This window comes from Streptomyces sp. NPDC101194, assembly GCF_044767885.1.
Lineage (GTDB): Bacteria > Actinomycetota > Actinomycetes > Streptomycetales > Streptomycetaceae > Streptomyces.
Map to the genome: position 1 here is coordinate 108810 of NZ_JBIWOS010000004.1, position 18608 is coordinate 127417.

At 70.2% G+C, this 18608-nt stretch carries 19 protein-coding genes and 1 tRNA gene; 13 read left to right on the plus strand and 7 right to left on the minus strand.

Annotation, left to right across the window (positions count from 1 at the left end):
- Positions 1 to 118 precede the first annotated feature (118 nt).
- Positions 119 to 502 carry a type II toxin-antitoxin system RelE/ParE family toxin gene (locus tag ACIRP2_RS17115; protein ID WP_404251010.1) on the plus strand — a complete coding sequence of 128 codons (384 nt, stop codon included), beginning with the start codon at positions 119 to 121 and terminating at the stop codon, positions 500 to 502.
- Positions 499 to 816, plus strand: a complete 318-nt coding sequence (locus tag ACIRP2_RS17120) for a helix-turn-helix domain-containing protein (RefSeq protein WP_404251012.1) — start codon at positions 499 to 501, stop codon at positions 814 to 816. The genes ACIRP2_RS17115 and ACIRP2_RS17120 overlap by 4 nt, the downstream gene beginning before the upstream one ends.
- A 69-nt stretch (positions 817 to 885) precedes the next feature.
- Here ACIRP2_RS17120 and ACIRP2_RS17125 read toward each other — a convergent pair whose 3' ends face one another.
- From ACIRP2_RS17125 to ACIRP2_RS17140, 4 genes are all read right to left on the minus strand, one after another.
- On the minus strand, positions 886 to 2931 hold the full coding sequence (locus ACIRP2_RS17125; RefSeq protein WP_404251014.1) for an ATP-binding protein: 2046 nt from the start codon (positions 2929 to 2931) through the stop codon (positions 886 to 888).
- Positions 2928 to 3710, minus strand: coding sequence for a DUF4255 domain-containing protein (locus ACIRP2_RS17130; protein ID WP_404251016.1), 783 nt, complete (start codon positions 3708 to 3710; stop codon positions 2928 to 2930). Before ACIRP2_RS17130 ends, ACIRP2_RS17125 begins: the two co-directional genes overlap by 4 nt.
- A 28-nt stretch (positions 3711 to 3738) precedes the next feature.
- Complete coding sequence (locus ACIRP2_RS17135; RefSeq protein WP_404251018.1) at positions 3739 to 5700, minus strand: VWA domain-containing protein; 1962 nt, start codon at positions 5698 to 5700, stop codon at positions 3739 to 3741.
- Positions 5701 to 6021: 321 nt separating this feature from the next.
- Positions 6022 to 6648, minus strand: a complete 627-nt coding sequence (locus ACIRP2_RS17140; protein WP_404251020.1) for a response regulator transcription factor — start codon at positions 6646 to 6648, stop codon at positions 6022 to 6024.
- Positions 6649 to 6855: 207 nt separating this feature from the next.
- Between ACIRP2_RS17140 and ACIRP2_RS17145 the strand changes: the two genes are divergently transcribed.
- On the plus strand, positions 6856 to 8211 hold the full coding sequence (locus ACIRP2_RS17145; protein WP_404251022.1) for a hypothetical protein: 1356 nt from the start codon (positions 6856 to 6858) through the stop codon (positions 8209 to 8211).
- Between the two features lie 81 nt (positions 8212 to 8292).
- Here ACIRP2_RS17145 and ACIRP2_RS17150 read toward each other — a convergent pair whose 3' ends face one another.
- Together ACIRP2_RS17150 and ACIRP2_RS17155 are read right to left on the minus strand one after the other, a co-directional pair.
- Entirely contained in the window at positions 8293 to 9126 is an 834-nt protein-coding gene (locus ACIRP2_RS17150; protein ID WP_404251024.1) for a DUF4157 domain-containing protein, read from the minus strand.
- Positions 9127 to 9448: 322 nt separating this feature from the next.
- Positions 9449 to 11413 carry an SMI1/KNR4 family protein gene (locus ACIRP2_RS17155; protein WP_404251026.1) on the minus strand — a complete coding sequence of 655 codons (1965 nt, stop codon included), beginning with the start codon at positions 11411 to 11413 and terminating at the stop codon, positions 9449 to 9451.
- Between the two features lie 152 nt (positions 11414 to 11565).
- On the opposite strand from ACIRP2_RS17155, the gene ACIRP2_RS17160 reads away from it, so the two are divergent.
- The 3 genes from ACIRP2_RS17160 (at position 11566) to ACIRP2_RS17170 (ending at position 13869) form a co-directional block, all read left to right on the plus strand.
- The gene (locus ACIRP2_RS17160) at positions 11566 to 12180 is read left to right on the plus strand and encodes an HhH-GPD-type base excision DNA repair protein (RefSeq protein WP_404251028.1); all 615 of its coding nucleotides are present in this window, start codon (positions 11566 to 11568) and stop codon (positions 12178 to 12180) included.
- Between the two features lie 631 nt (positions 12181 to 12811).
- On the plus strand, positions 12812 to 13108 hold the full coding sequence (locus tag ACIRP2_RS17165) for a type II toxin-antitoxin system VapB family antitoxin (protein WP_072488263.1): 297 nt from the start codon (positions 12812 to 12814) through the stop codon (positions 13106 to 13108).
- Positions 13109 to 13275: 167 nt separating this feature from the next.
- On the plus strand, positions 13276 to 13869 hold the full coding sequence (locus tag ACIRP2_RS17170) for a LytR C-terminal domain-containing protein (RefSeq protein WP_404251914.1): 594 nt from the start codon (positions 13276 to 13278) through the stop codon (positions 13867 to 13869).
- 120 nt (positions 13870 to 13989) lie between these two features.
- On the opposite strand, the gene upp is transcribed toward ACIRP2_RS17170, so the two are convergent.
- Positions 13990 to 14625 (minus strand): uracil phosphoribosyltransferase, encoded by a 636-nt coding sequence (upp, locus tag ACIRP2_RS17175; RefSeq protein WP_351081690.1) that lies wholly within the window; start codon positions 14623 to 14625, stop codon positions 13990 to 13992.
- Between the two features lie 103 nt (positions 14626 to 14728).
- On the opposite strand from upp, the gene ACIRP2_RS17180 reads away from it, so the two are divergent.
- The 7 genes from ACIRP2_RS17180 to ACIRP2_RS17210 all read left to right on the plus strand — a co-directional run bounded on the left by ACIRP2_RS17180 (position 14729) and on the right by ACIRP2_RS17210 (position 18403).
- Entirely contained in the window at positions 14729 to 14947 is a 219-nt protein-coding gene (locus ACIRP2_RS17180) for a hypothetical protein (protein ID WP_404251031.1), read from the plus strand.
- A gap of 187 nt (positions 14948 to 15134) precedes the next feature.
- The gene (locus ACIRP2_RS17185) at positions 15135 to 15692 is read left to right on the plus strand and encodes a hypothetical protein (RefSeq protein ID WP_404251916.1); all 558 of its coding nucleotides are present in this window, start codon (positions 15135 to 15137) and stop codon (positions 15690 to 15692) included.
- 81 nt (positions 15693 to 15773) lie between these two features.
- Positions 15774 to 16202 (plus strand): tRNA adenosine(34) deaminase TadA, encoded by a 429-nt coding sequence (gene tadA / locus ACIRP2_RS17190; protein WP_404251033.1) that lies wholly within the window; start codon positions 15774 to 15776, stop codon positions 16200 to 16202.
- Between the two features lie 45 nt (positions 16203 to 16247).
- Positions 16248 to 16332: transfer RNA gene (locus tag ACIRP2_RS17195), tRNA-Ser, on the plus strand.
- A 523-nt stretch (positions 16333 to 16855) separates the two neighbouring features.
- Positions 16856 to 17020 carry a hypothetical protein gene (locus tag ACIRP2_RS17200; RefSeq protein ID WP_351081694.1) on the plus strand — a complete coding sequence of 55 codons (165 nt, stop codon included), beginning with the start codon at positions 16856 to 16858 and terminating at the stop codon, positions 17018 to 17020.
- Positions 17021 to 17030: 10 nt separating this feature from the next.
- The gene (locus ACIRP2_RS17205; protein WP_389638024.1) at positions 17031 to 17324 is read left to right on the plus strand and encodes a Dabb family protein; all 294 of its coding nucleotides are present in this window, start codon (positions 17031 to 17033) and stop codon (positions 17322 to 17324) included.
- Positions 17325 to 17521: 197 nt separating this feature from the next.
- A complete protein-coding gene (locus ACIRP2_RS17210) occupies positions 17522 to 18403 on the plus strand; it encodes an RNA polymerase sigma factor SigF (RefSeq protein WP_404251035.1) in 882 nt (293 codons plus the stop codon).
- The last annotated feature ends 205 nt before the right edge of the window (positions 18404 to 18608 follow it).

Below are 18608 nucleotides of genomic sequence, written 5' to 3' on the forward strand. Positions count from 1 at the left end.
CGGTCTCTGCGGGGCTCGGCGCGCCACCCGTTTGAGGGACAGCTGACACGTTTCGGTCCTGCCTCGCCCGCAGCATGCCAGCGTACTAGTATGCGTACGTACTACACAGCGAGGACATATGTCCTGGAGCCTTGAAATGGTGGGCGAGGTTCGCGAGTGGCTGCTCGGCTTGCGAAAGGACGATCGGGACACGGCTCGGCTTGTGGGGCAGGCGCTCCAAGCGCTTGTCGAGGAAGGGCCCAACCTTGGACGCCCCCTGGTGGACAGGATCAAAGGGTCGTCGATGCACAACCTCAAAGAGCTGCGGCCCGGCTCTGGTGGGAAGAGTGAAATCCGCGTCCTGTTCGTCTTCGACCCGGACCGCAATGCGGTTCTCTTGGTAGCCGGCAACAAGTCGGGAAGGTGGCATGAGTGGTACAGCCAGTCGATCCCCGTAGCCGAGGGGCGGTACGACGACTGGTTGGCACACTTGGCTCAGCGGCAGAAGGGCACATCGAAATGACTACTTTCCACTCCTGGGACGAAGTGAAGAACGAGGTCTTCGATGCCGAGGATCTTGAGGAGATCGAGCGTGGAGCCCATCGCATGGTGGCCGAGGCGCGAGCGCATCGACTGGTCGAGATGCGGAAACAACTGGGGCTGACCCAGAGCGAGATCGCTGAACGTATGCACGTGCGGCAGGAGCGGGTGTCGGCCATTGAACGTGGGAGGACGACAGCCACGGAGGTCGGAACCATCGCTGCGTACATTGCCGCGCTCGGTGGGCAGCTGGAGATCGTTGCCAACTTCAACGGCTCCCGCGTCGTGATCGCCTGACGTTGTGCCCGGCCGGCTCGTCCAGTCACAGCAAGCCGATCTTCCAGGTGATCGACAGATGCCGGGCGCTCACGCCAGCAGCTTCAGATACGGCCCGAACTCCGACGCCAGCGTCAGTCGGCCCAGCTTCTGGTACTCGCGCTGGATCGCATGGATCAGCGTCGGCATCGTGACCGGCTCGCCCGTGTCCGCCGCCAGGTACGCGGCCGTCACCGCGATCGAGCGGATGTTGCCGCCCGCCAGCTCGAAGTTCTCCGCGCAGAAGGCGATGTCCAGGTCCTTGCCCCGGGGGAGTACGGGGCCCAGGCAGCGTTCCCAGAGGACGAGGCGCTGTTCGGGGTCCGGGACCGGGAAGTCGATGACGAGGTCCAGGCGGCGGGTGAACGCGTCGTCCAGGTTGGCCCGGAGGTTGGTGGCGAGGATGGCCAGGCCGTCGAAGGACTCCATGCGCTGGAGGAGGTACGCGCTCTCGACGTTCGCGTAGCGGTCGTGGGCGTCCTTCACGTCCGAGCGTTTACCGAAGATCGCGTCCGCCTCGTCGAAGAGCAGCACTCCGTTCACGCCTGCCGCCTCGGAGAAGATCCGTTCCAGATTCTTCTCCGTCTCCCCCACGTACTTGTCGATCACCGTCGCCAGGTCGACCGTGTAGAGGTCCAGACCCAAGTCTGCGGCGATGACCTCCGCCGACATCGTCTTGCCGGTTCCTGAGTCGCCGGCGAAGAGGGCGGACACGCCCCGTCCCCTGCCGCCGCCGGGGCGCATGCCCCACGCCCCCAGGACCCGGTCGCGGTGTCTCGCGCGGGCCGTGAGTTCGCGGAGCTGGGCGTGGGTGTCCGGGGGGAGGACCAGGTCGTTCCAGGTGACGGTGGGTTCGATGCGGCGGGCGAGACGGTCCAGTCCGGCCGCGTTCTGGGCGCGGGCGCCCTGGCGGACGTGGTCGGGGGTGAGGGTGCCGCCGTCCAGGTGGGTGGTCTGGGCGGCGCCCCGGGCCGCACGGGTGATCTGTTCCGGAGTGAGGAGGAACGGCGAGAGCAGGCGGTCCACGTCGATGGTCGCGGGAACGGGGGCGTCGTACGCGTCGGTCCAGAGGGCCGCCCTGGTCGAGGGTTCCACGCGCGGGGCATGCAGGAGCAGGGGCGGGGCGGCGGACCAGGCCGCGTCCCAGGGAGCCCGGCCCACCAGGATCGTGGGGACCGGGGTGCCGGTGAGGAGCCGGAGGAGCTCCGGGTGTTCGCGGCAGACCGCGTCGAGCGGTGCGCAGACCAGGCCGGCGCCGGTCAGCCGGGCCTCGCGGACCAGGGAACGGGCGGCCTCGGCGGGGGCCGGGTCCTCGGCCAGTCGCGCCAGGTCCAGGCCCAGGACCCGGTGGCCCGCACGTGTCAGCGCGGAGGCCGCGAGGGCCGTGCCCGCCCCGCCCTGGTCCTCACGGAGGTAGGCGAGCGAGGCGCCTCGGGCAAGGGCAGAAGCCAGCGGGACCGGGTCACCGACGCCCGGTACGGCGTGCCAGGGAGCGAGGAGATCTGCCAGACGCGGATCGGGGGTGTCGTCGCCCAACAGGTGCGCGGTGACCCGGTCGGGGACACGGAGCGCCCGGCTCAGGAACGGGCGGTCCAGGTCCTCGACCAGGAGGAGGCGGCCCTCACGCAGTGGGGCAAGGGCCGACAGCCGGCCGCGCGCCACCTGGTCGGCGGGGGACAGGCCGCAGAGACCCAGGGCCAGACCGATGGACGGGCGGCGGCGGGTGACATCGTCGTTCAGGTAGCCGTAGAACGCCTCGAAACGGTCGTCGAGATCCGGTACGAGCGTGATGAGGAGGATCTCGACGTCGAGGTCGGTGAGCCCGAACTCGCCCGCCAGGGACGTCAGTCTGGACTGCTCCGCCGACACCTCACCGGAGTCGGGAGCGGATGGCGGCACGGGGTGCGGGAAGGCGCGGGCCTCGTTCTCGTTCAGCAGGCGGGCGATGTTCTCGTCCGAGAGATAGAGGCCGCGGAAGGCGTCGTCCGGGTCCGGATCGGTGAGCTGCCGGGCCTCGACCGCCCGCCGGATGCGCTGCTCCACCGCCACCGCGCGGGCGAGGAGATGGCGCAGGTTCGGATCACCCGCGGTGGTCATTCGACACTGTCCTCCGTGCGGGCCTTCGAACTCTCCGTACGGGCATTCCGGGTCTCCGTGATGCGGAGGGACAGGCCACGTCGTCGTTCCGCATCGGGGGCACGCGAGACGGTGCCGCCCCCACCCGGCCGGCCGGGCCGACCTCCGTACACCGGGAGATCCCCGCGCCCCGGCATCGGCTCCGACAACGGCTCGGCCCCCTTCGGTACGTCCCCGAAGCGGGCCTGCAGCCCCTCGTCCCCGACCGGCGGGCCGACCACATAGCTCGGCGACGCCGTCACCGGCACGCTGATCACCAGGTCCAGCGAGGGCTTCAACTCACCGCCCAGCGCGCTCCACACGTCGGCGAACGAGCGGTCCTCCGGGGGCGGCAATGCGATCGACATCGGTACGGGCGCCCCGATCTCGGCCAGGGTGCCCGACAGCCGCTCCGGAGGCAGCGCCTCATAACGCAGCAGGCAGCCGAGCAGCGAGGAGAGCAGCCGGTGCTCGTCCTCCGGGCGCTTCGTCCATGCCGTGATCAGGTACGACAGCTTGAAGAAGCGGGGCGGACGGCGGCGCGCGACGATCGTGCCGCGCTCGTCGTAGTCGTTGTGCAGACCTCGCTCACGCCTGCGCATGTCCTCGCGGATGTCGTAGAGGTAGAGGTTGACCATGGGTGCGTTGACCTTCGCCGCCCACTCCCGGGTCGGGGCGTCGAAGACCACCGCGATCTGGCCGCCTTCGAGCACCTCCGCCCTGATCAGCCCACGGAGTACGTCGTCGACCTCGTGGATCACCCGATCACTCCCGTACGGTCGTCGGTGCTCATGCGCGGCCCGCGAAGTCCGGTGGCTGAAGATTTCGCTGGACCACCAGGACCGGTTTCTGCAGTCGGTCGAGGTCCCGCGAGTCCGCCCGCAGCCTGCGCGGACCGAGCTTGTCCTTGCGCAGGACCAGGACCTGCACCTCGAAGGTGCCGTCACGGCCCACCGTGGCAACGGCGCCCTCGGGGGTGATGCCGTTGTTCCACGTGAAACGTACGGTCGCGCCCGGCGGATAGTCCTTGCCCCGGGCCAGTACCGGCTGCCCCGGCTTGGCGACCTGCGGTGTGACGGTCAGCGAGGGCTTCAGGACGCGCAGCCGGTCGGTGTCCTCGTTGTTGGCCGTTCGCCGGTCCGGCAGCGTGCCGCGCACGGTGGCCCGTACGTCTCCGGTGACCGCCGCGCGGTACGTCGCCGTCTGGGCCACCTCGATGCGGCCACCGGCCGGGATGGTGCACGGCTTGGCCGGCGTGCAGCGGGTGAGGGCGGGCAGGCTGCGGTCCTTCGCCCTGGGCGGTTTCGGCCAGGCCGAGCCGATGACCACGCCCGTCGCCGCGTCCGGGCCCGCATTGGTGACGACGAAGCGGGCCCGGGCCGGGCGGCCGGTGTACGTACGGTCGGGGCTGACGTCGACCTTCATCGCCACGTCCGCCGAGGGCGGCACGGGGGCCTCCAGAACCTCGATCTCCGCCGTGTCCGTCCCCGTATTGCCCGCCGAGTCGGTCGCCGAGCACGTCACCGTGGTGCGGCCGACCGGGAAGAGCGAACCGGAAGCGGGCGTGCAGGTCACCGGAAGCGTGCCGTCGGTGGCGTCCTGGGCGGTGGCGTCATAGGTCACCCGGGCGCCCTTCTTGTCCTTGGCCCGGACGGTCAGATCGTCCACGGTGACGACGGGGGCATCGATGTCGTTCACATCGATGTCGATCCGCTCCTGGAAGTCCGGGTCGGCCGCCGCGGCCGGCCCGATCGTGTCCGCACCGGGGACCTGGGTGCCCATCAGGAACTGGACGGTGCAGCTCAGCCGGGTGCCCTGGGGGGCGTCCGCGGAGACATCGATGTTCTCCGCGAAGTGCGCGGTGTCCCCGCTGGTGACCTGCTGGGTGGGCGGGTCGAGGCCGACGGACAGATGCGGATCGCAGTTGTCCAGGCGGTAGCTCACGTTGGTGGGAAGGTTGTTGAAGCCCTCGATGATGGCTTCGGTGACGCCGTCGCCGGGAATTCCTTCCAGCATGCGGCCGTTGGTGGCCTCGGCGATCCGCTTGGCCTGGTCGGGTTCGTGGTACGGGTCCTGATAGGTGGGGCTGCTGTATCCGTCGCCATTGAGACCGTCGCCGTCCTCGGTGCTCACGTCGACGGCGATGACGCGCACGCCCTTGTCCTGGAGCGCGAAGACGGCCTCTTCGAAAGGGATCTTGTTGCTGGGGTTGTGGCTCGACGCGTCGCCCACCAGGACCACGACCGGGCTGGCGCCCTCACGGAAGACCGTCCCGCCGTCCGCACCGTTGGCCACCTTCCACAGTGCGTAGATCCAGTCTTCGGACGGGCCTGTGCTCCTGTAGCCACGGGAGGTGCCCAGCCTGTTGACGCCGTTGCGCTGCACCGCGTCCAGGTCGGTCGTCAGCCCTTGGAGGACCTCGAACTCCGCGGTCGGGTCGTCCTTCTCGTCCCCGTACGTGGCCACGGCGAAGCGCGAGTCCGGCTGCTGCTCGACGATCTTGTCGGTGATGGAGCGCAAACCGGACTTCACGTCGTCGACCGGCTTGCCCATGCTTCCCGTGCCGTCCACCAGCAGCACCACATCCGGCTTCGGTGGAATCGCGGGCGTACGCACCTGCTTGGCCACGCCCGTGGAGCCGCCGGGATCGACCGCGTCGGTGAACTCGGCGGGGGTGACCCAGGGCTCGGGCACGGCCGCCGCCGGCGTCTCGGCAGTGACGGCCGAGCCCGGGGCGATGCCGGTGACCACGAGGAGAAGGGCCAGCGCCGGAACACGGAACGCGACGAGGGCCCGGCGCGGGGCGGAAGGCAGGGGCCGTGGCCGGGCCCCCCGAGCTCCCCCATCCGCCCACGACAGGTCCGCACGCGACCGCGACGCCCGCCGAAGCGGCTGGAACCAGCGCACGGAAATCCTCCCCACCCTCGGCCCGTCGGCATACCGGACCACACGGTCCCGTACGCTCGGCCGACTCGCAGCGGTGCCGAAGTCACACCCCCGGGAAGCCTCCACTGCCCTTTCGGGCATCCGTCGCGTCCATCGGCTCCACCGCCCACGCGCACACAGGGAGGCTCATATCAGCCCTTGCCGCATCGCGTACGCCACCGCGTGCGACCGGTTCCGCAGCTGCAGCCGAGTCATCACCGAGTGCAGCACGTTCTTGATCGTGCGCTCGGAATAGGCCAGCTTCGTCGCGATGTCCGCGGTGTCGTACCCCTCGGCGACCAGACGCAGCACATCCACTTCGCGCGCCGCGAGACCGGTGAAGTGCAGCCCACGCGGGCCGAGTACCTGTCCCTGGAGGCGGCCCACCTCTTCCAGCAGCCTGCCCAACAGGTCGGATGGCAGATGACCTTCGCCCCGCGCGACCGTCCTGATGACCTGCACCAGATGTTCCGGCGTCGACTCGGAACGCCTGACCACGCCGGCGACACCGCACTCCGCCGCGCTCACCAGCTTCTGCTCGTCGATGTCGGTGGTGACGAGAACGACACGCGAGGTGCTGGTGCGCTGTATGTGGCGCAGCATCGTCAGCACCTCCTCGTCGACCGTGTCCACGACGACGACCACGATCTGGGGTGAGGCGTCGCCCTCCCCCCACTCCGTGACGCTGACCTCGGGCCGGGCCCGTAACTGACTGGCCACACCCGCTTGAGAGATCGGATCCTGGGCCCGTAAGGCGACAGTCGTGCGCTCCATGGCAGCTCCCCCTGAGCAACAGCCGATGGCCTCGCAGCGAACACAACCATCACGGCTGTTTCGTATGCCTCATTCGTCTGAGGCGGTCAAAAGATTCCCTCGTTCATCCGAAGGGAAACAAAAAAGCCGATCCGGGCACGGATTCTGCACGGAAGTGTTCCTTCACGGCCCATGTCGGCGCGGGACGCCGACCCTACGGTGCGCCCTATGAGTCTCACGGCAAGCCTCGACGATTCGTCCGTCACTGCCGCACCGGGCGAGGAGACGGCCCTCCCTCTGCGGATCCTCAATTCCGGCAGCACTGTCGAGGAATACCGGTTCGAGGTGATCGGTGCGTGTGCCGCCTGGTCGACGGTGGAGCCGGCGACACTGTCCCTGTACCCGGGTGACTCCCGAACGGTCTCCCTCGTACTGCGTCCGCCCCGCGACTCGTCCGTTCCCGCGGGGGAGACACCCTTCGGGATACGGGTGGTGCCCACCAGCGAACAGGACGACACGGTGGTGCCCGAAGGGCGGGTGACCGTACTTCCCTTCACCGAGACGACCGCCGAGCTGGTGCCGCGCAGTTCGCACGGCGCCTGGCGCGGGAGGCACCAGCTCGCCGTCGACAACCGGGGGAACACCCCGGCCACCGTACGGCTGGGCGCCCGGTCCGGTACGGAGCGGGCCCGGGTCACGTTCGCGACGGACGCGCTGGAGATCGCTCCCGGGCGGGCGGAGTTCGGGAAGCTGAGGATCCGGCCGGCGAAGCGCGTGTGGCGCGGAACGCCGGTCACGCACGCCTTCCAGGTCGTCGTCACCACGGATGCGGTGGAGGGGCAGGCACCGGCCGAACCGGCAGCACCGGTGGCCCTGGACGGCTCGTACCAGCAGGAGCCGATCCTGCCGCGCTGGCTTCCGCGGGCGCTGATCACCGCGGCGGTGCTGCTGATCGCGCTGGTCGGGCTCTGGTACGCGTTGCTGCGGCCGGCCGTGAAATCGGCGGCACGGGAGGCGATCACGCCGGACGCGGTACGGTCGGCCGCCGCGGCCGACAAGAGCAAGGCCCCGGAGCAGGGTTCGACGGCCGGAACGGGATCGGGCGGAGGCGACTCCTCCGGAGCGAACGGTGGTTCGCCGAGCCCCGGTCCCTCATCGAGTTCCGGCACGTCCGACGGCGGGACCGGCAGCGGCTCCGGTGGTGCGTCCGCAGCCGCTCCGACCAGTGCACAGGTACAGGTCAGGGACTCGGTGGGCGGTGGGTCGAACACCTCGACGGCCCTGCAGGTACCCAGCGGGCACACCTTCCAGCTGACGGACATCGTGGTCCAGAACCCGCAGGGGGACGCGGGAACGCTCGTCGTCTCCACCGGTCGGGACACACCGGTGCTCCGGCTGGCGCTGGAGAACTTCCGGGACTCCGACTACCACTTCGTCACACCGATCCTGGTGCCCGCGGGCGGCAAGGTCACGATGACCGTCGACTGCCGGAAGGTGGGCAAGCCGGTGAACGCGCCGGCGCCCTCCCGGTGTGCGGAGTCGCTGTTCCTGGGCGGCACGATGCGGACGGACGCCACGGACTGACGGCGCGCACCGTCGACCCGGCCCGACGGCCGGATCGACGCCACGGACTGACGGCGCGGACCGACGAGGAATCCGCCGCGCTCAGGCGGGCGGAGCCTCTTCCTCCTCCTCGGCTCCCTCCTCCGCCCGCTGTACGAAGGAACCCTGCACATCGGCAGGTTGCTCGTCCTCGTCCTCCGTCGCCGCCCTCTGCACAGCGGGCGCCGAGGCGGAGGCGGAGCCAGGACCGACCGGGCCGGTCCCGATCCCCGGAGCCGAGTCCGAAGCCGGGGCGGGCGCCGGTTCCGACAGCACCCGGTCGGCGTTCGCGACGGCCTCCCGCTCGAACCGGTCGGACGGATCGCTCACCCGGATGCCGCCCGGCGCCTCCGTACCCTCCACCGGTCCGTTGCGCTGCTGGATCACATGGGTGAGCTCATGGGCCAGCGTGGTGCGGCCCTGCGGCGTGGACGGATCGTACGCGTCCCGCTGGAAGACGACGTTGTTGCCGACCGTGTACGCGTGGGCGCCCACGCCCTTCGCCGACTCGTGCGCGGCGGAGCCGGTGTGGATGCGGACGTCGGAGAAGTCCGCGCCCATCCGCCCCTCCAGATCGGTGCGGGTATCGGTGTCCAGGGGCTGCCCACCGCCGGACGAGACCACATCGTGCACGGGAGAGCGTTCCCCCTCCTCCTGCCGCTGGAGCATCGAGCCCACGGCGCTGTTGCCCACCGCCCGCTGGAGCGCGCTCATGCCGCCGGCGCCGACCACATCGGCCCGTCCGGCCGCCGCCGCGCGGTAGAGGTGCGGGATGCCCGCGGCCTCCCGGCCCTCGGCCGTCCTCGACGCGTGCGCGACTTCGTCGTGCTCCTGCCCGTGCCCGTGATCCCGTTCGTGGTCGTGTTCCTGGTCCCATTCCTGTGCGTGCATCGTCATCTCCCCTGACCGCGCCCCGGGTCGAAGGCGCGTCGTGATGGCCCCACCACTCCACCTTCACGACGTCTCACCGCCTCGTCCAGCCCGGACCCCGCCGGCCAGGGGCAGCCGCCGCTGCCCCTTCGGGCATCCGCACCGCTTCGCCCGGCCTCGCGAAGGCCGCCGCCACGACCGTCGCCCGACCGCGTCGACGAAGGCTTCCTCGACGCGGTGTTCGGCGGGGGTCCGACGGAGGTCCGCGGGATCCGGCGACTGTCCTCGTCAGCGATGACAACCCCGTCGCCGCGACGGGCCTTTGATCCGACGCGGGTCCGCGAACAGATCAGCGGAGTCGACGACGCCTCTCTTCCGCCCGGGAGACATCAACGCTGCTTCGTGTGCGCAGGACCGCGATGGCCTTGATGGTGGTGTGTCCCTCCCCCGTCGGCAGCCCGATCCACGACTTCGCCGCCACTGCGTGCAACCGGCCGCTCCGCAGGGCGAATCGGGGCAGGGAGACGCCGTACACCGCAGCGATGGCATCGAGCGCGGTTCCCCCGGACGCAAGCGCACCGAGCGGTGCGGGCAGCGTTCCTCTCGTCGCACGCGCATCACCCCCGGTCGTGTAGCCGTACACCTCCTGACCGTCCTCGGCGTACGAGAAGCGGAAGGTCTGCGCGGGGGCAGCGGTACCGGGGCCGGCGGGGATACGGGTCCCCGGGCACCAGACCGATATCGCCCTGGTGCCGAGCGACGCCCGCGCGTCCAGGCCGGTCAGCCGGTCCTCCACGAAGGGTTCGGGATCGGTCTCGAACGCGAAGCTCCAGCCTCCGCCGCACGAGCCGATCCGTGCCTGCGCGTCGGCCCCCGACGGCAGCTTCCGCCGGCCCCACGCACCCGACTCGCTCTCGGAGCTCGGGGCCAGCAGCGCCCCCTCGCCGAGCCGCCGCGCGAGTTCCCGCGGTGGTATGCCGTGGACCAGAACGAAACGGAAGCTGTCCAGTCGTGTACCGGAGCCGGTTTCGGCGAGCCAGCCCAGTCCGTCCGGCCCGTCGGCGTCCAGGACGCCCGCAGCGGCACCGGTGCTGCCGCCGGCCGTCGCCGGCCGTCGAGCGGAGCCCCGGCCCGCACGCGGCGTGGTCAGGATCCGGCGCCCGCGCTCCGGTGTGACGACCGGTCCCAGCAGTGGATCGGCAAGCAGGCCGATCGGCGCGACATGCTCGGTGCCGTAGGGCTCCCACTCGTGCACGGCGGCGGCCAGCACCCGCCAGGCACCCTCCGTGTCTCCCCAGCGCGCCAGTTCGCGGGCCTCGGCGACGGCATGGCCGAACGGGCCGGGCGGCTCGTACCGGAACGACCGCTCGCCGGCCTCCCGCAGCGCGGCCGCCGCCCCGGCCCGGCCCTCCTCGCCGTGCGGTCCGAGGAACCAGTCGTCGTCCCGGCCGATCCTGCGGTGCTCCCACGCCGCGAGCGGCAGGATCTCCCGTACGTACAGCGGGTCGTCCATGTCCATGACCGCCGCGACATGGGCGACCGGCCTGAACATGGCGTGGATCTGGTCCCGCAGCCGCCGGGCCCGCCCCCTCCCGTACGCCTCGGCCTCGTCCAGCACCGCCAACTGCTCGTCGATGTCGCCCCCGGCCAGACAGGCCAGTCTGGCCCGCTCCACCGAGGCGTCGAGCTCGCGCGTCACTTCGTTCTCGAACCCGGGATCGTCACCGTGCCGGTGGTGGAATTCCCGGTACATGGCCCGCATGAACTCCGCGAACGACGGGAAGCGGTCCGGGAAGTCACCGGACCAGCCGCGGTAGACGTACACGGCCCATTCGCCGTCCTCGCCCACATCCCCCGGGTCGAGCAGGACATCGGTCATGTCCGAGTCGTGCGACAGCTGCAACGACCTGGCCCACATGCCGGCCATCAGCCGCTCGGCCCGCCCGGAGTTCTCGTCCAGGTTCTCCTCGTACAGCCTCTGCAGGTCCAGCGGGTCGCCGTGCACCGCGACACGCTCCGCCACACCCATCAGATAGACCGAACCACCGGCGTGACGCCATCCGTTGGAGACCTGGAGGAACGTCCGGTACGAGGGCGGCAGCACCAGCCCCAGCCGCTGCTCCAGCGCGGCTGTCTGCTCCTCCGTCGCCGCCGGAAACCCCAGCGATCCGGCGACCACCGCATCGTCGTCGGCCTCCTCCTCGGCCTCCTCGGGATCGAGCAGGTCCCGGGCGGCGATCCAGTGCCTGCTCCAACTCTCCAGAAGGAACTTCCAGTTGTCGATGTCCACATCCTCCAGGCTGCCAGCCGCCACTGACAGTCACCCCCGTCGGCCGTCGGCCCTCACGCCGCTGCCTCTCGCGTCGTCTCCCCCATGTCGCCTCCGCGAACGAAATCGGCAGCAAACGGCCGCATCGACGGGCAGTGGAGTGGCCGGGCCCCGCCGCCGTCGGGATGATCGACGGCATGACCAAGAGCAACAAGGACCAGGACATCACCCTGCGGATCGCTCAGGACCCCGCGGCGGACGAACTCCTCGCACGCAGCCCGCTCGCCGCTCTGGTCGGCATGCTGCTGGACCAGCAGGTACCGATGGAATGGGCCTTCTCCGGCCCGTACACCCTGGCCGTACGGATGGGCGGAGACGATCTGGACGCCCATGAGATCGCGGCGTACGACCCGGAGGCCTTCACCGATCTCTTCACCGCCAAACCCGCGCTGCACCGCTACCCGGGCTCCATGGCCAAGCGCGTCCAGCAGTTGTGCCAGTACCTGGTGGCGGCGTACGACGGCGACGCGAGCGCTGTGTGGAGCGACGTCTCCACCGGGGCCGAGCTGCGCAAGCGGCTGAACGCGCTGCCCGGGTTCGGCATGCAGAAGGCGCAGATCTTCCTGGCACTGCTGGGCAAGCAGTTCGGGGTCCGGCCGACGGGCTGGCGGGAGGCGGCCGGGCCGTACGGCGAGGCGGGCTCGCACCGGTCGGTCGCCGACATCACCGGCCCGGAATCACTCGCCGAGGTCCGTGCGTACAAGCAGCAGGCCAAGCAGGCGGCCAGGGCGGCCAAGCGCGCAGACACGTAGCGGCAGCGCCCGCACCACACGCCCCCGTCGCGTGCCCGCAGCACCCCCGTCCCTCCGCTTCCTCCCCTCCGGCGCACTCGTCACGCGCCCCTTCGCACCCCCTGCGCGCTCCGACGCACCCCAATGCATCCACTGCAGGGGTACCGTCGCGCCGCCGACGCATCCCGGTCCGGTCGGCACCGGTGGTCCCGCGACGAGTCCGCGCCGGTTGAGCCATCGCCGACGGGGCCAGGACCTGCGCATCCGTCAGGCACGCACCGTCCCGGAGCAATGCGCCCGGATCGAGTGCGGCTCCGGACACGGCGTGCCCGTCGGCGATCTCCCTTGCTTGCGGCGGCAGGCTTCCGGCCCCGCCGCCGGAAGCCTCACCGGTACCCGACGCCACACCCGCACCCGACATCACACCTTCATCGGAGGCCACCTACGCGCCCGACGCCACACCTCCACGGGACGCCATGCCCGTACCCGTGCCCGCACCGTCGCCGGTGTGCGAACCCACGCCTCCGCCCGTGCCGTCGCGGTCCCTCACCCAGGCCGCTGTTCCGAATTGCTCACTTTTATGGCGTTCTTACAGCATCGCAGTCCCGCCCCATGGCTGCGCCCGGAGGCTCTTGCCCGGTAGGCTTTCCGTGTGATCTTCAAGCGCATCGGAAATGGGCGGCCTTATCCCGACCACGGCCGGGAAAGCACCCGGCAGTGGGCGGATGTCGCGCCGCGCCCGGTCCGCCTCGATCAGCTGGTGACCACCAAGGGCAACCTGGACCTCGAAACCCTCCTCGCCGAGGATTCGACGTTCTACGGGGACCTGTTCGCGCACGTCGTGAAGTGGCAGGGCGACCTCTATCTGGAGGACGGACTGCACCGCGCGGTCCGCGCCGCGCTTCAGCAGCGCCAGGTACTGCACGCCCGGGTGCTCGAACTCGGCTGACGGGGCGTCGTGGCAGGCTCGTCGCACGATCGGCAAGCCCTGCGGGCCCTCTCCGGGTTCGTTCGGGTGCTTTCGCACTCGGACGGGTGCGATCCATTGATCATTTAGTAGGCATCATCACCGGGCCGCACTACGCTGCGCCCATGAGCATGCTCACTCCCCCCGGCATGGGCGGAAAGTACCGCATCACGGGCGACAAGTACCCGCGCATGCGCCGCCCCCGGCGTCGCGGCAAACTGATCCTCGCTGCCACCGCTTCCGTGGTTGCCCTCGGGCTGGCCGGGTGGGGCACGTTGCAGCTCATCGACGTCTTCACGGGCGGCGACCGGCAGGCCAGCGCCGCCGACCACGAGACGGACTGCCCGTCGGCCAAGCCGTCGGCGCCGGCGAAGGCGCTGCCGAAGCCCGCGAAGATCACCGTCAACGTCTACAACGCGACCCCGCGCAGCGGACTCGCCAAGAAGGCCGCGGACGAGCTCAAGAAGCGCGGCTTCACCATCGGCGAGGTGGGGAACGCCCCGGCCGCGTACGACAAGAAGGTCCCCGGTCCGGGGGTGCTGCTGGGCGCTCCGTCGGCCGTGAACGGCTCGTTCCCGGTCCTCGGTACGCAGTTGCAGGGGGCCGTTTCGAAGACCGACGCCCGCAGGACCGCGGACGTCGATCTGATTCTGGGGACGAAGTTCAAGGCGCTCGACACGCCGCAGTCCGCGGCCGCGGCCCTCGCCGCCCTGACGAAGCCGGCCCCCGCGCCGTCCTGCTGACGGCTGCCGGAACGGACCGGCGGCCGTCGGCACGGCCCACGCGTCCCCCGGAGCCCGTGCGGCGGGCAGGACCTGCGGTCCTTCGTCCGGACCGCGCCGGCCCGATCCGGACGAGAGGCCCTAGTCGACCGTGCCGTACATCCGGTCGCCCGCGTCACCGAGGCCCGGGACGATGTAGCCGTTCTCGTTGAGCCGCTCGTCGACCGAGGCGGTCACGACGGTCACCGGAGTACCCGCCAGCTCGCGCTCCATCACCTCGACACCTTCGGGCGCCGCGAGCAGCACGACCGCGGTGACGTCGTCCGCACCGCGCTCGATCAGTTCCTGAATGGCCGCCACCAGCGTGCCGCCGGTGGCCAGCATCGGGTCCAGGACGTACACCTGGCGGCCCGAGAGGTCCTCCGGCATCCGCGTCGCGTACGTGGACGCCTGGAGCGTCTCCTCGTCGCGGATCATGCCCAGGAAGCCCACCTCGGCGGTCGGCAGCAGCCGCACCATGCCGTCGAGCATGCCGAGACCGGCCCGGAGGATCGGCACGACCAGGGGCCGGGGGTGCGACAGCTTCACCCCGGTCGTCGGTGTGACCGGGGTCTCGATGTCGACCTGTTCGGTGCGCACATCCCGGGTGGCCTCGTAGGCGAGCAGGGTGACCAGCTCGTCGGCGAGCCGCCGGAAGGTCGGGGAGTCGGTGCGCCTGTCGCGCAGGGTGGTGAGCTTGTGCGCGACCAGTGGGTGGTCGACGACGTGGATCCGCATGGGTTCAACAGTAACCGGGCCGCTCGCACCTCTGCGCTGGCATCAACCACTCGTTCGGAGGGAAGGTGGTGGCATACGGACCCAGCCTTGGGGTGATGAGCCGATGCCGGACGGGGAAGAGCGCAAGCGGGACCAGCCGGACACGCCGGACGCGGGGGGCCCGCAGGACCCGCAGGAGACCGAGACGGCGCGCCGCAGGCGGCGCGCCCAGTTCCTGCGCGAGCTTCATGAGGCGAAGGCGCTCCGCGACCGGGTCCAGCCGCGCCGGGCCAGGGCGGCCCGGATGCGCCAGGCCATGCGGATGAGGACCTTCCGCTGGTAGGTCGGACGGCGGTCCCGTGTCCCCCTGGTGGCGGCGTCCGGGAGAACTGGTGGCCGACGCAACGGCCGAACTCCTCTCGCAAAGCCCTTGTTTCTGCCACGATTCCGATGGGCGGGACGCAGGGCAGCCGGACCACCGACTGCCCTCCCGCCGGACCGACACCCCTATGACCAGTGGGAGAGTCACGGTGTACTTCGCCGCACTGCTCGCGCGCACCGAAGACGGGTGGGAAGCGAGCGACACGGAACTCGACGATGTGGAGACCCTGTCCGACCTGACGGATCTGGCCCGCGAGGCCTCGGTGGACGAGGACACGGTGCTCGTCTTCATCGAGCAGGAGGACGCCTGGTTCGGCGTCGTCCGGGTGGACGGTGAGGAGGACCCCCGAATTTTCGTCTCGGACGCCACCGCCGCCGCCCGCTCCTCGTACGGGGAGATCCTGCTCACCGATGAACTGCTCGGCCGCGAACCCGGGGCCGACGACACCATTGCCGCCCTCGAAGAGCTCGTCGGCCTCGACGGTACGGAGGACGGCGAACCGGACATCACCCCCGACAACGACAACGACGATGACGATGACGACGAACTCGACGCCGACGCCGTGCCGGCGGGCCCGATCGGTGACACCGGGATCCTGGCCGACCTCGGGCTCCCCGAGGCCGAACTGCTGATGCTGCGCACGGACGCACTGGTGGAGATCGCGGACGCGCTGGGCGCGGCCGAGGTCCTGGAGACCGTCCGTTAGGGTCCGCGGGTGAGCGAACCACCGCACCCGCAAGGACCACCGGAACCGCACGATCCTGTAAGAGATCCCTGGCGGGCGCACATGCGCCGCGCCCTGGCCGAGGCCGACGTGGCGGCGCAGGCCGGCGATGTGCCGGTCGGCGCCGTCGTCCTCGGCCCGGACGGCGCCCTGCTCGCCACGGGCCACAACGAACGCGAGGCGACCGGCGACCCGACCGCGCACGCCGAGATCCTCGCCCTCCGCCGGGCCGCAGCGGCGCTCGGCCGGTGGCGGCTGTCCGGCTGCACCCTGGTGGTCACCCTGGAGCCCTGCACGATGTGCGCGGGCGCACTGGTGCAGTCCCGCGTGGACCGGGTGGTCTACGGGGCGCTCGACGAGAAGGCGGGCGCGGCGGGCTCGCTCTGGGACGTCGTGCGCGACCGTCGACTCAACCACCGTCCCGAGGTGATCCACGGAGTGCTGGAGGACGTCTGCGCCGCCCGGCTGACGGCGTTCTTCCGCAAGCTCTGACATTGGATTTCTGTCCACGCCCCGGGATGGTCTAAGCTCTCTCTCGGTAGCGTGTCCGAGCGGCCGAAGGAGCTCGCCTCGAAAGCGAGTGTGGGGAAACTCACCGAGGGTTCAAATCCCTCCGCTACCGCTCTTGTGAAGGGCCCGGCGCATCGCGTCGGGCCCTTCGAGTTTTCCGTGTCCGCAGACACCGGCCGAGCCTCCGGGCCCAACTGCGGCCTCCTCGGGTACGGGCGCGGGCCCATGGCCCCGACGGCGCTCCCGCGGACACGGCCGTGGCCCTGGGCGCGACGTCCGTCGTACCCGGGGCCACGGCCCGAAGCGTTGCTCGGGGGAAGCGGCATCGGGGGGAGAAGCCGCTTCCCCCGATGGGAACAGGCCGCTCAAGCCCTCGCCGCGGTCAGCGGGGAAGCTCGCGGCGAGGACCCCACAGTGAGGTCCTGTTCCTCGCCCCGTCGGTTCCTGCCTGGTCCGCGGGGCTCGCCAGCCATCCTGCGGCCTCGCGGAAGCCCTGTGGACGGGCGAAGGGCCCTGATCAACGGGTCGTTGGTCCCTAAAGGCGGCGTGAGTGGTCGAATGCACCAGAGGGATACGGCCATGCGTGCGGATAGAATCGCCCGACTGCACGGGGATCCAAGGGGAGGCAGGGGCTGATGGTGCAAGCGAAGAAGATAGCTCTCTACGTGATAGTCGTCTTCGTGCTGTACACGATCATCACGTCCCCGGAACGGGCGGCAGATCTTGTCCAGATAGGGTTCGAGGGCGTTTCGAGTGCCGCGCAGGGCGTCGGCGACTTCATGTCCGAGCTCGTGAAGTAGGAGTTACCCCATGATCCGCCATCTGGTCCTGTTCAAGCTGAACGACGGCGTCGAGCGGGACGACCCGCGGGTCGTCGCCGGGGCGAGGGCCTTCCAGGAGCTGGAGGGGCAGGTCCCCGAGCTGGAGTTCTGGGAGTGCGCCTGGAACATCACCGACCGGCCGATCGCATACGACTTCGCCATCAACTCCGCAGTCTCCGACGAGGACGCCCTGAAGCGCTACATCGAGCATCCGGCCCATCAGGCCGCCGCCGGTCAGTGGCGCGAGTTCGCCACCTGGGTGATCGCCGACTATCCGTTCTGAACCACCCGTCCGGCCTGATCCGACCGGTCACCCGAGCCCCTCACCATTGCGGTGAGGGGCTTTTTTTAGTGTTTAAACCAAGTTGACCCCAACACGACGCTATACGGTGCTTGCACACAGTGGACATGTCTTGTGATGCTATGACCGCTTTTGACGGATGAGTTGACCGAAGTTGACCGCAGAGGGGTGGCGTCATCGTGCCGGCCAGTACAGCGCCTCAAGTGCCTCCCCAGTCCACCCCGGTCGTCCCGGCCGCCGAAGACGCGGAGACGGTCCCGGCCGAGACGCCCGACGGCACCGACGCACCCGCCAGGACCAGGGGCGCGGACACCAGGGCGCTCACCCAGGTCCTGTTCGGACAGCTCAAGAACCTGGAGCCGGGAACCCCGGAGCACGGCCGGGTGCGGGCGGCGCTGATCGAGGCGAACCTCCCGCTGGTGCGCTACGCCGCGGCGCGCTTCCGCAGCCGCAACGAGCCGATGGAGGACGTCGTCCAGGTCGGCACGATCGGCCTGATCAACGCCATCGACCGGTTCGACCCGGAACGCGGTGTCCAGTTCCCGACCTTCGCGATGCCCACCGTCGTCGGCGAGATCAAGCGGTACTTCCGGGACAACGTACGGACCGTCCACGTCCCGCGCCGGCTGCACGAGCTCTGGGTCCAGGTCACCGGCGCCACCGAGGACCTGACGACCGCTCACGGCCGCTCGCCCACCACCGCGGAGATCGCCGAACGACTGAAGATCTCCGAGGACGAGGTGCTGGCCTGCATCGAGGCCGGCCGTTCCTACCACGCGACCTCGCTGGAGGCCGCCCAGGAGGGCGACGGGCTGCCCGGACTGCTGGACCGCCTCGGCTACGAGGACCCGGCCCTCGCCGGGGTCGAGCACCGCGATCTGGTCCGGCATCTGCTCGTACAGCTGCCCGAGCGAGAGCAGCGCATCCTGCTGCTGCGCTACTACAGCAACCTGACGCAGTCACAGATCAGCGCGGAACTGGGTGTCTCCCAGATGCATGTGTCAAGGCTGCTGGCCCGTAGCTTCGCCCGACTTCGATCCGCAAACAGGATCGAGGCCTAACCGGATCGAGCGCAACGCCCGAAGTTCGTTCCGAGCGAACAGAATTGCCCCACACCCCCCGTTAACTGCACAGACGCCACAAAGACTTGTCGACATGTCACTACAGCGTGTTGCCGACATGTGACATTCTGCGGGAACCGCGTTTGCCGTGGCCTCGCCTCCGGTATTCAGGTGGAGGCTGCGTTCCTCCGATGGTCGCGGCTCG

Excerpts from the sequence above, each read along its gene's own strand:
- ACIRP2_RS17115 (WP_404251010.1), top strand. The coding sequence starts at position 119 with ATGTCCTGGAGCCTTGAAATGGTGGGCGAGGTTCGCGAGTGGCTGCTC.
- ACIRP2_RS17120 (WP_404251012.1), top strand. The coding sequence starts at position 499 with ATGACTACTTTCCACTCCTGGGACGAAGTGAAGAACGAGGTCTTCGAT.
- ACIRP2_RS17125 (WP_404251014.1), bottom strand. The coding sequence starts at position 2,931 with ATGACCACCGCGGGTGATCCGAACCTGCGCCATCTCCTCGCCCGCGCG.
- ACIRP2_RS17140 (WP_404251020.1), bottom strand. The coding sequence starts at position 6,648 with ATGGAGCGCACGACTGTCGCCTTACGGGCCCAGGATCCGATCTCTCAA.
- ACIRP2_RS17145 (WP_404251022.1), top strand. The coding sequence starts at position 6,856 with ATGAGTCTCACGGCAAGCCTCGACGATTCGTCCGTCACTGCCGCACCG.
- ACIRP2_RS17150 (WP_404251024.1), bottom strand. The coding sequence starts at position 9,126 with ATGACGATGCACGCACAGGAATGGGACCAGGAACACGACCACGAACGG.
- ACIRP2_RS17160 (WP_404251028.1), top strand. The coding sequence starts at position 11,566 with ATGACCAAGAGCAACAAGGACCAGGACATCACCCTGCGGATCGCTCAG.
- ACIRP2_RS17170 (WP_404251914.1), top strand. The coding sequence starts at position 13,276 with ATGGGCGGAAAGTACCGCATCACGGGCGACAAGTACCCGCGCATGCGC.
- upp (WP_351081690.1), bottom strand. The coding sequence starts at position 14,625 with ATGCGGATCCACGTCGTCGACCACCCACTGGTCGCGCACAAGCTCACC.
- ACIRP2_RS17180 (WP_404251031.1), top strand. The coding sequence starts at position 14,729 with ATGCCGGACGGGGAAGAGCGCAAGCGGGACCAGCCGGACACGCCGGAC.
- tadA (WP_404251033.1), top strand. The coding sequence starts at position 15,774 with ATGCGCCGCGCCCTGGCCGAGGCCGACGTGGCGGCGCAGGCCGGCGAT.
- ACIRP2_RS17200 (WP_351081694.1), top strand. The coding sequence starts at position 16,856 with ATGGTGCAAGCGAAGAAGATAGCTCTCTACGTGATAGTCGTCTTCGTG.
- ACIRP2_RS17205 (WP_389638024.1), top strand. The coding sequence starts at position 17,031 with ATGATCCGCCATCTGGTCCTGTTCAAGCTGAACGACGGCGTCGAGCGG.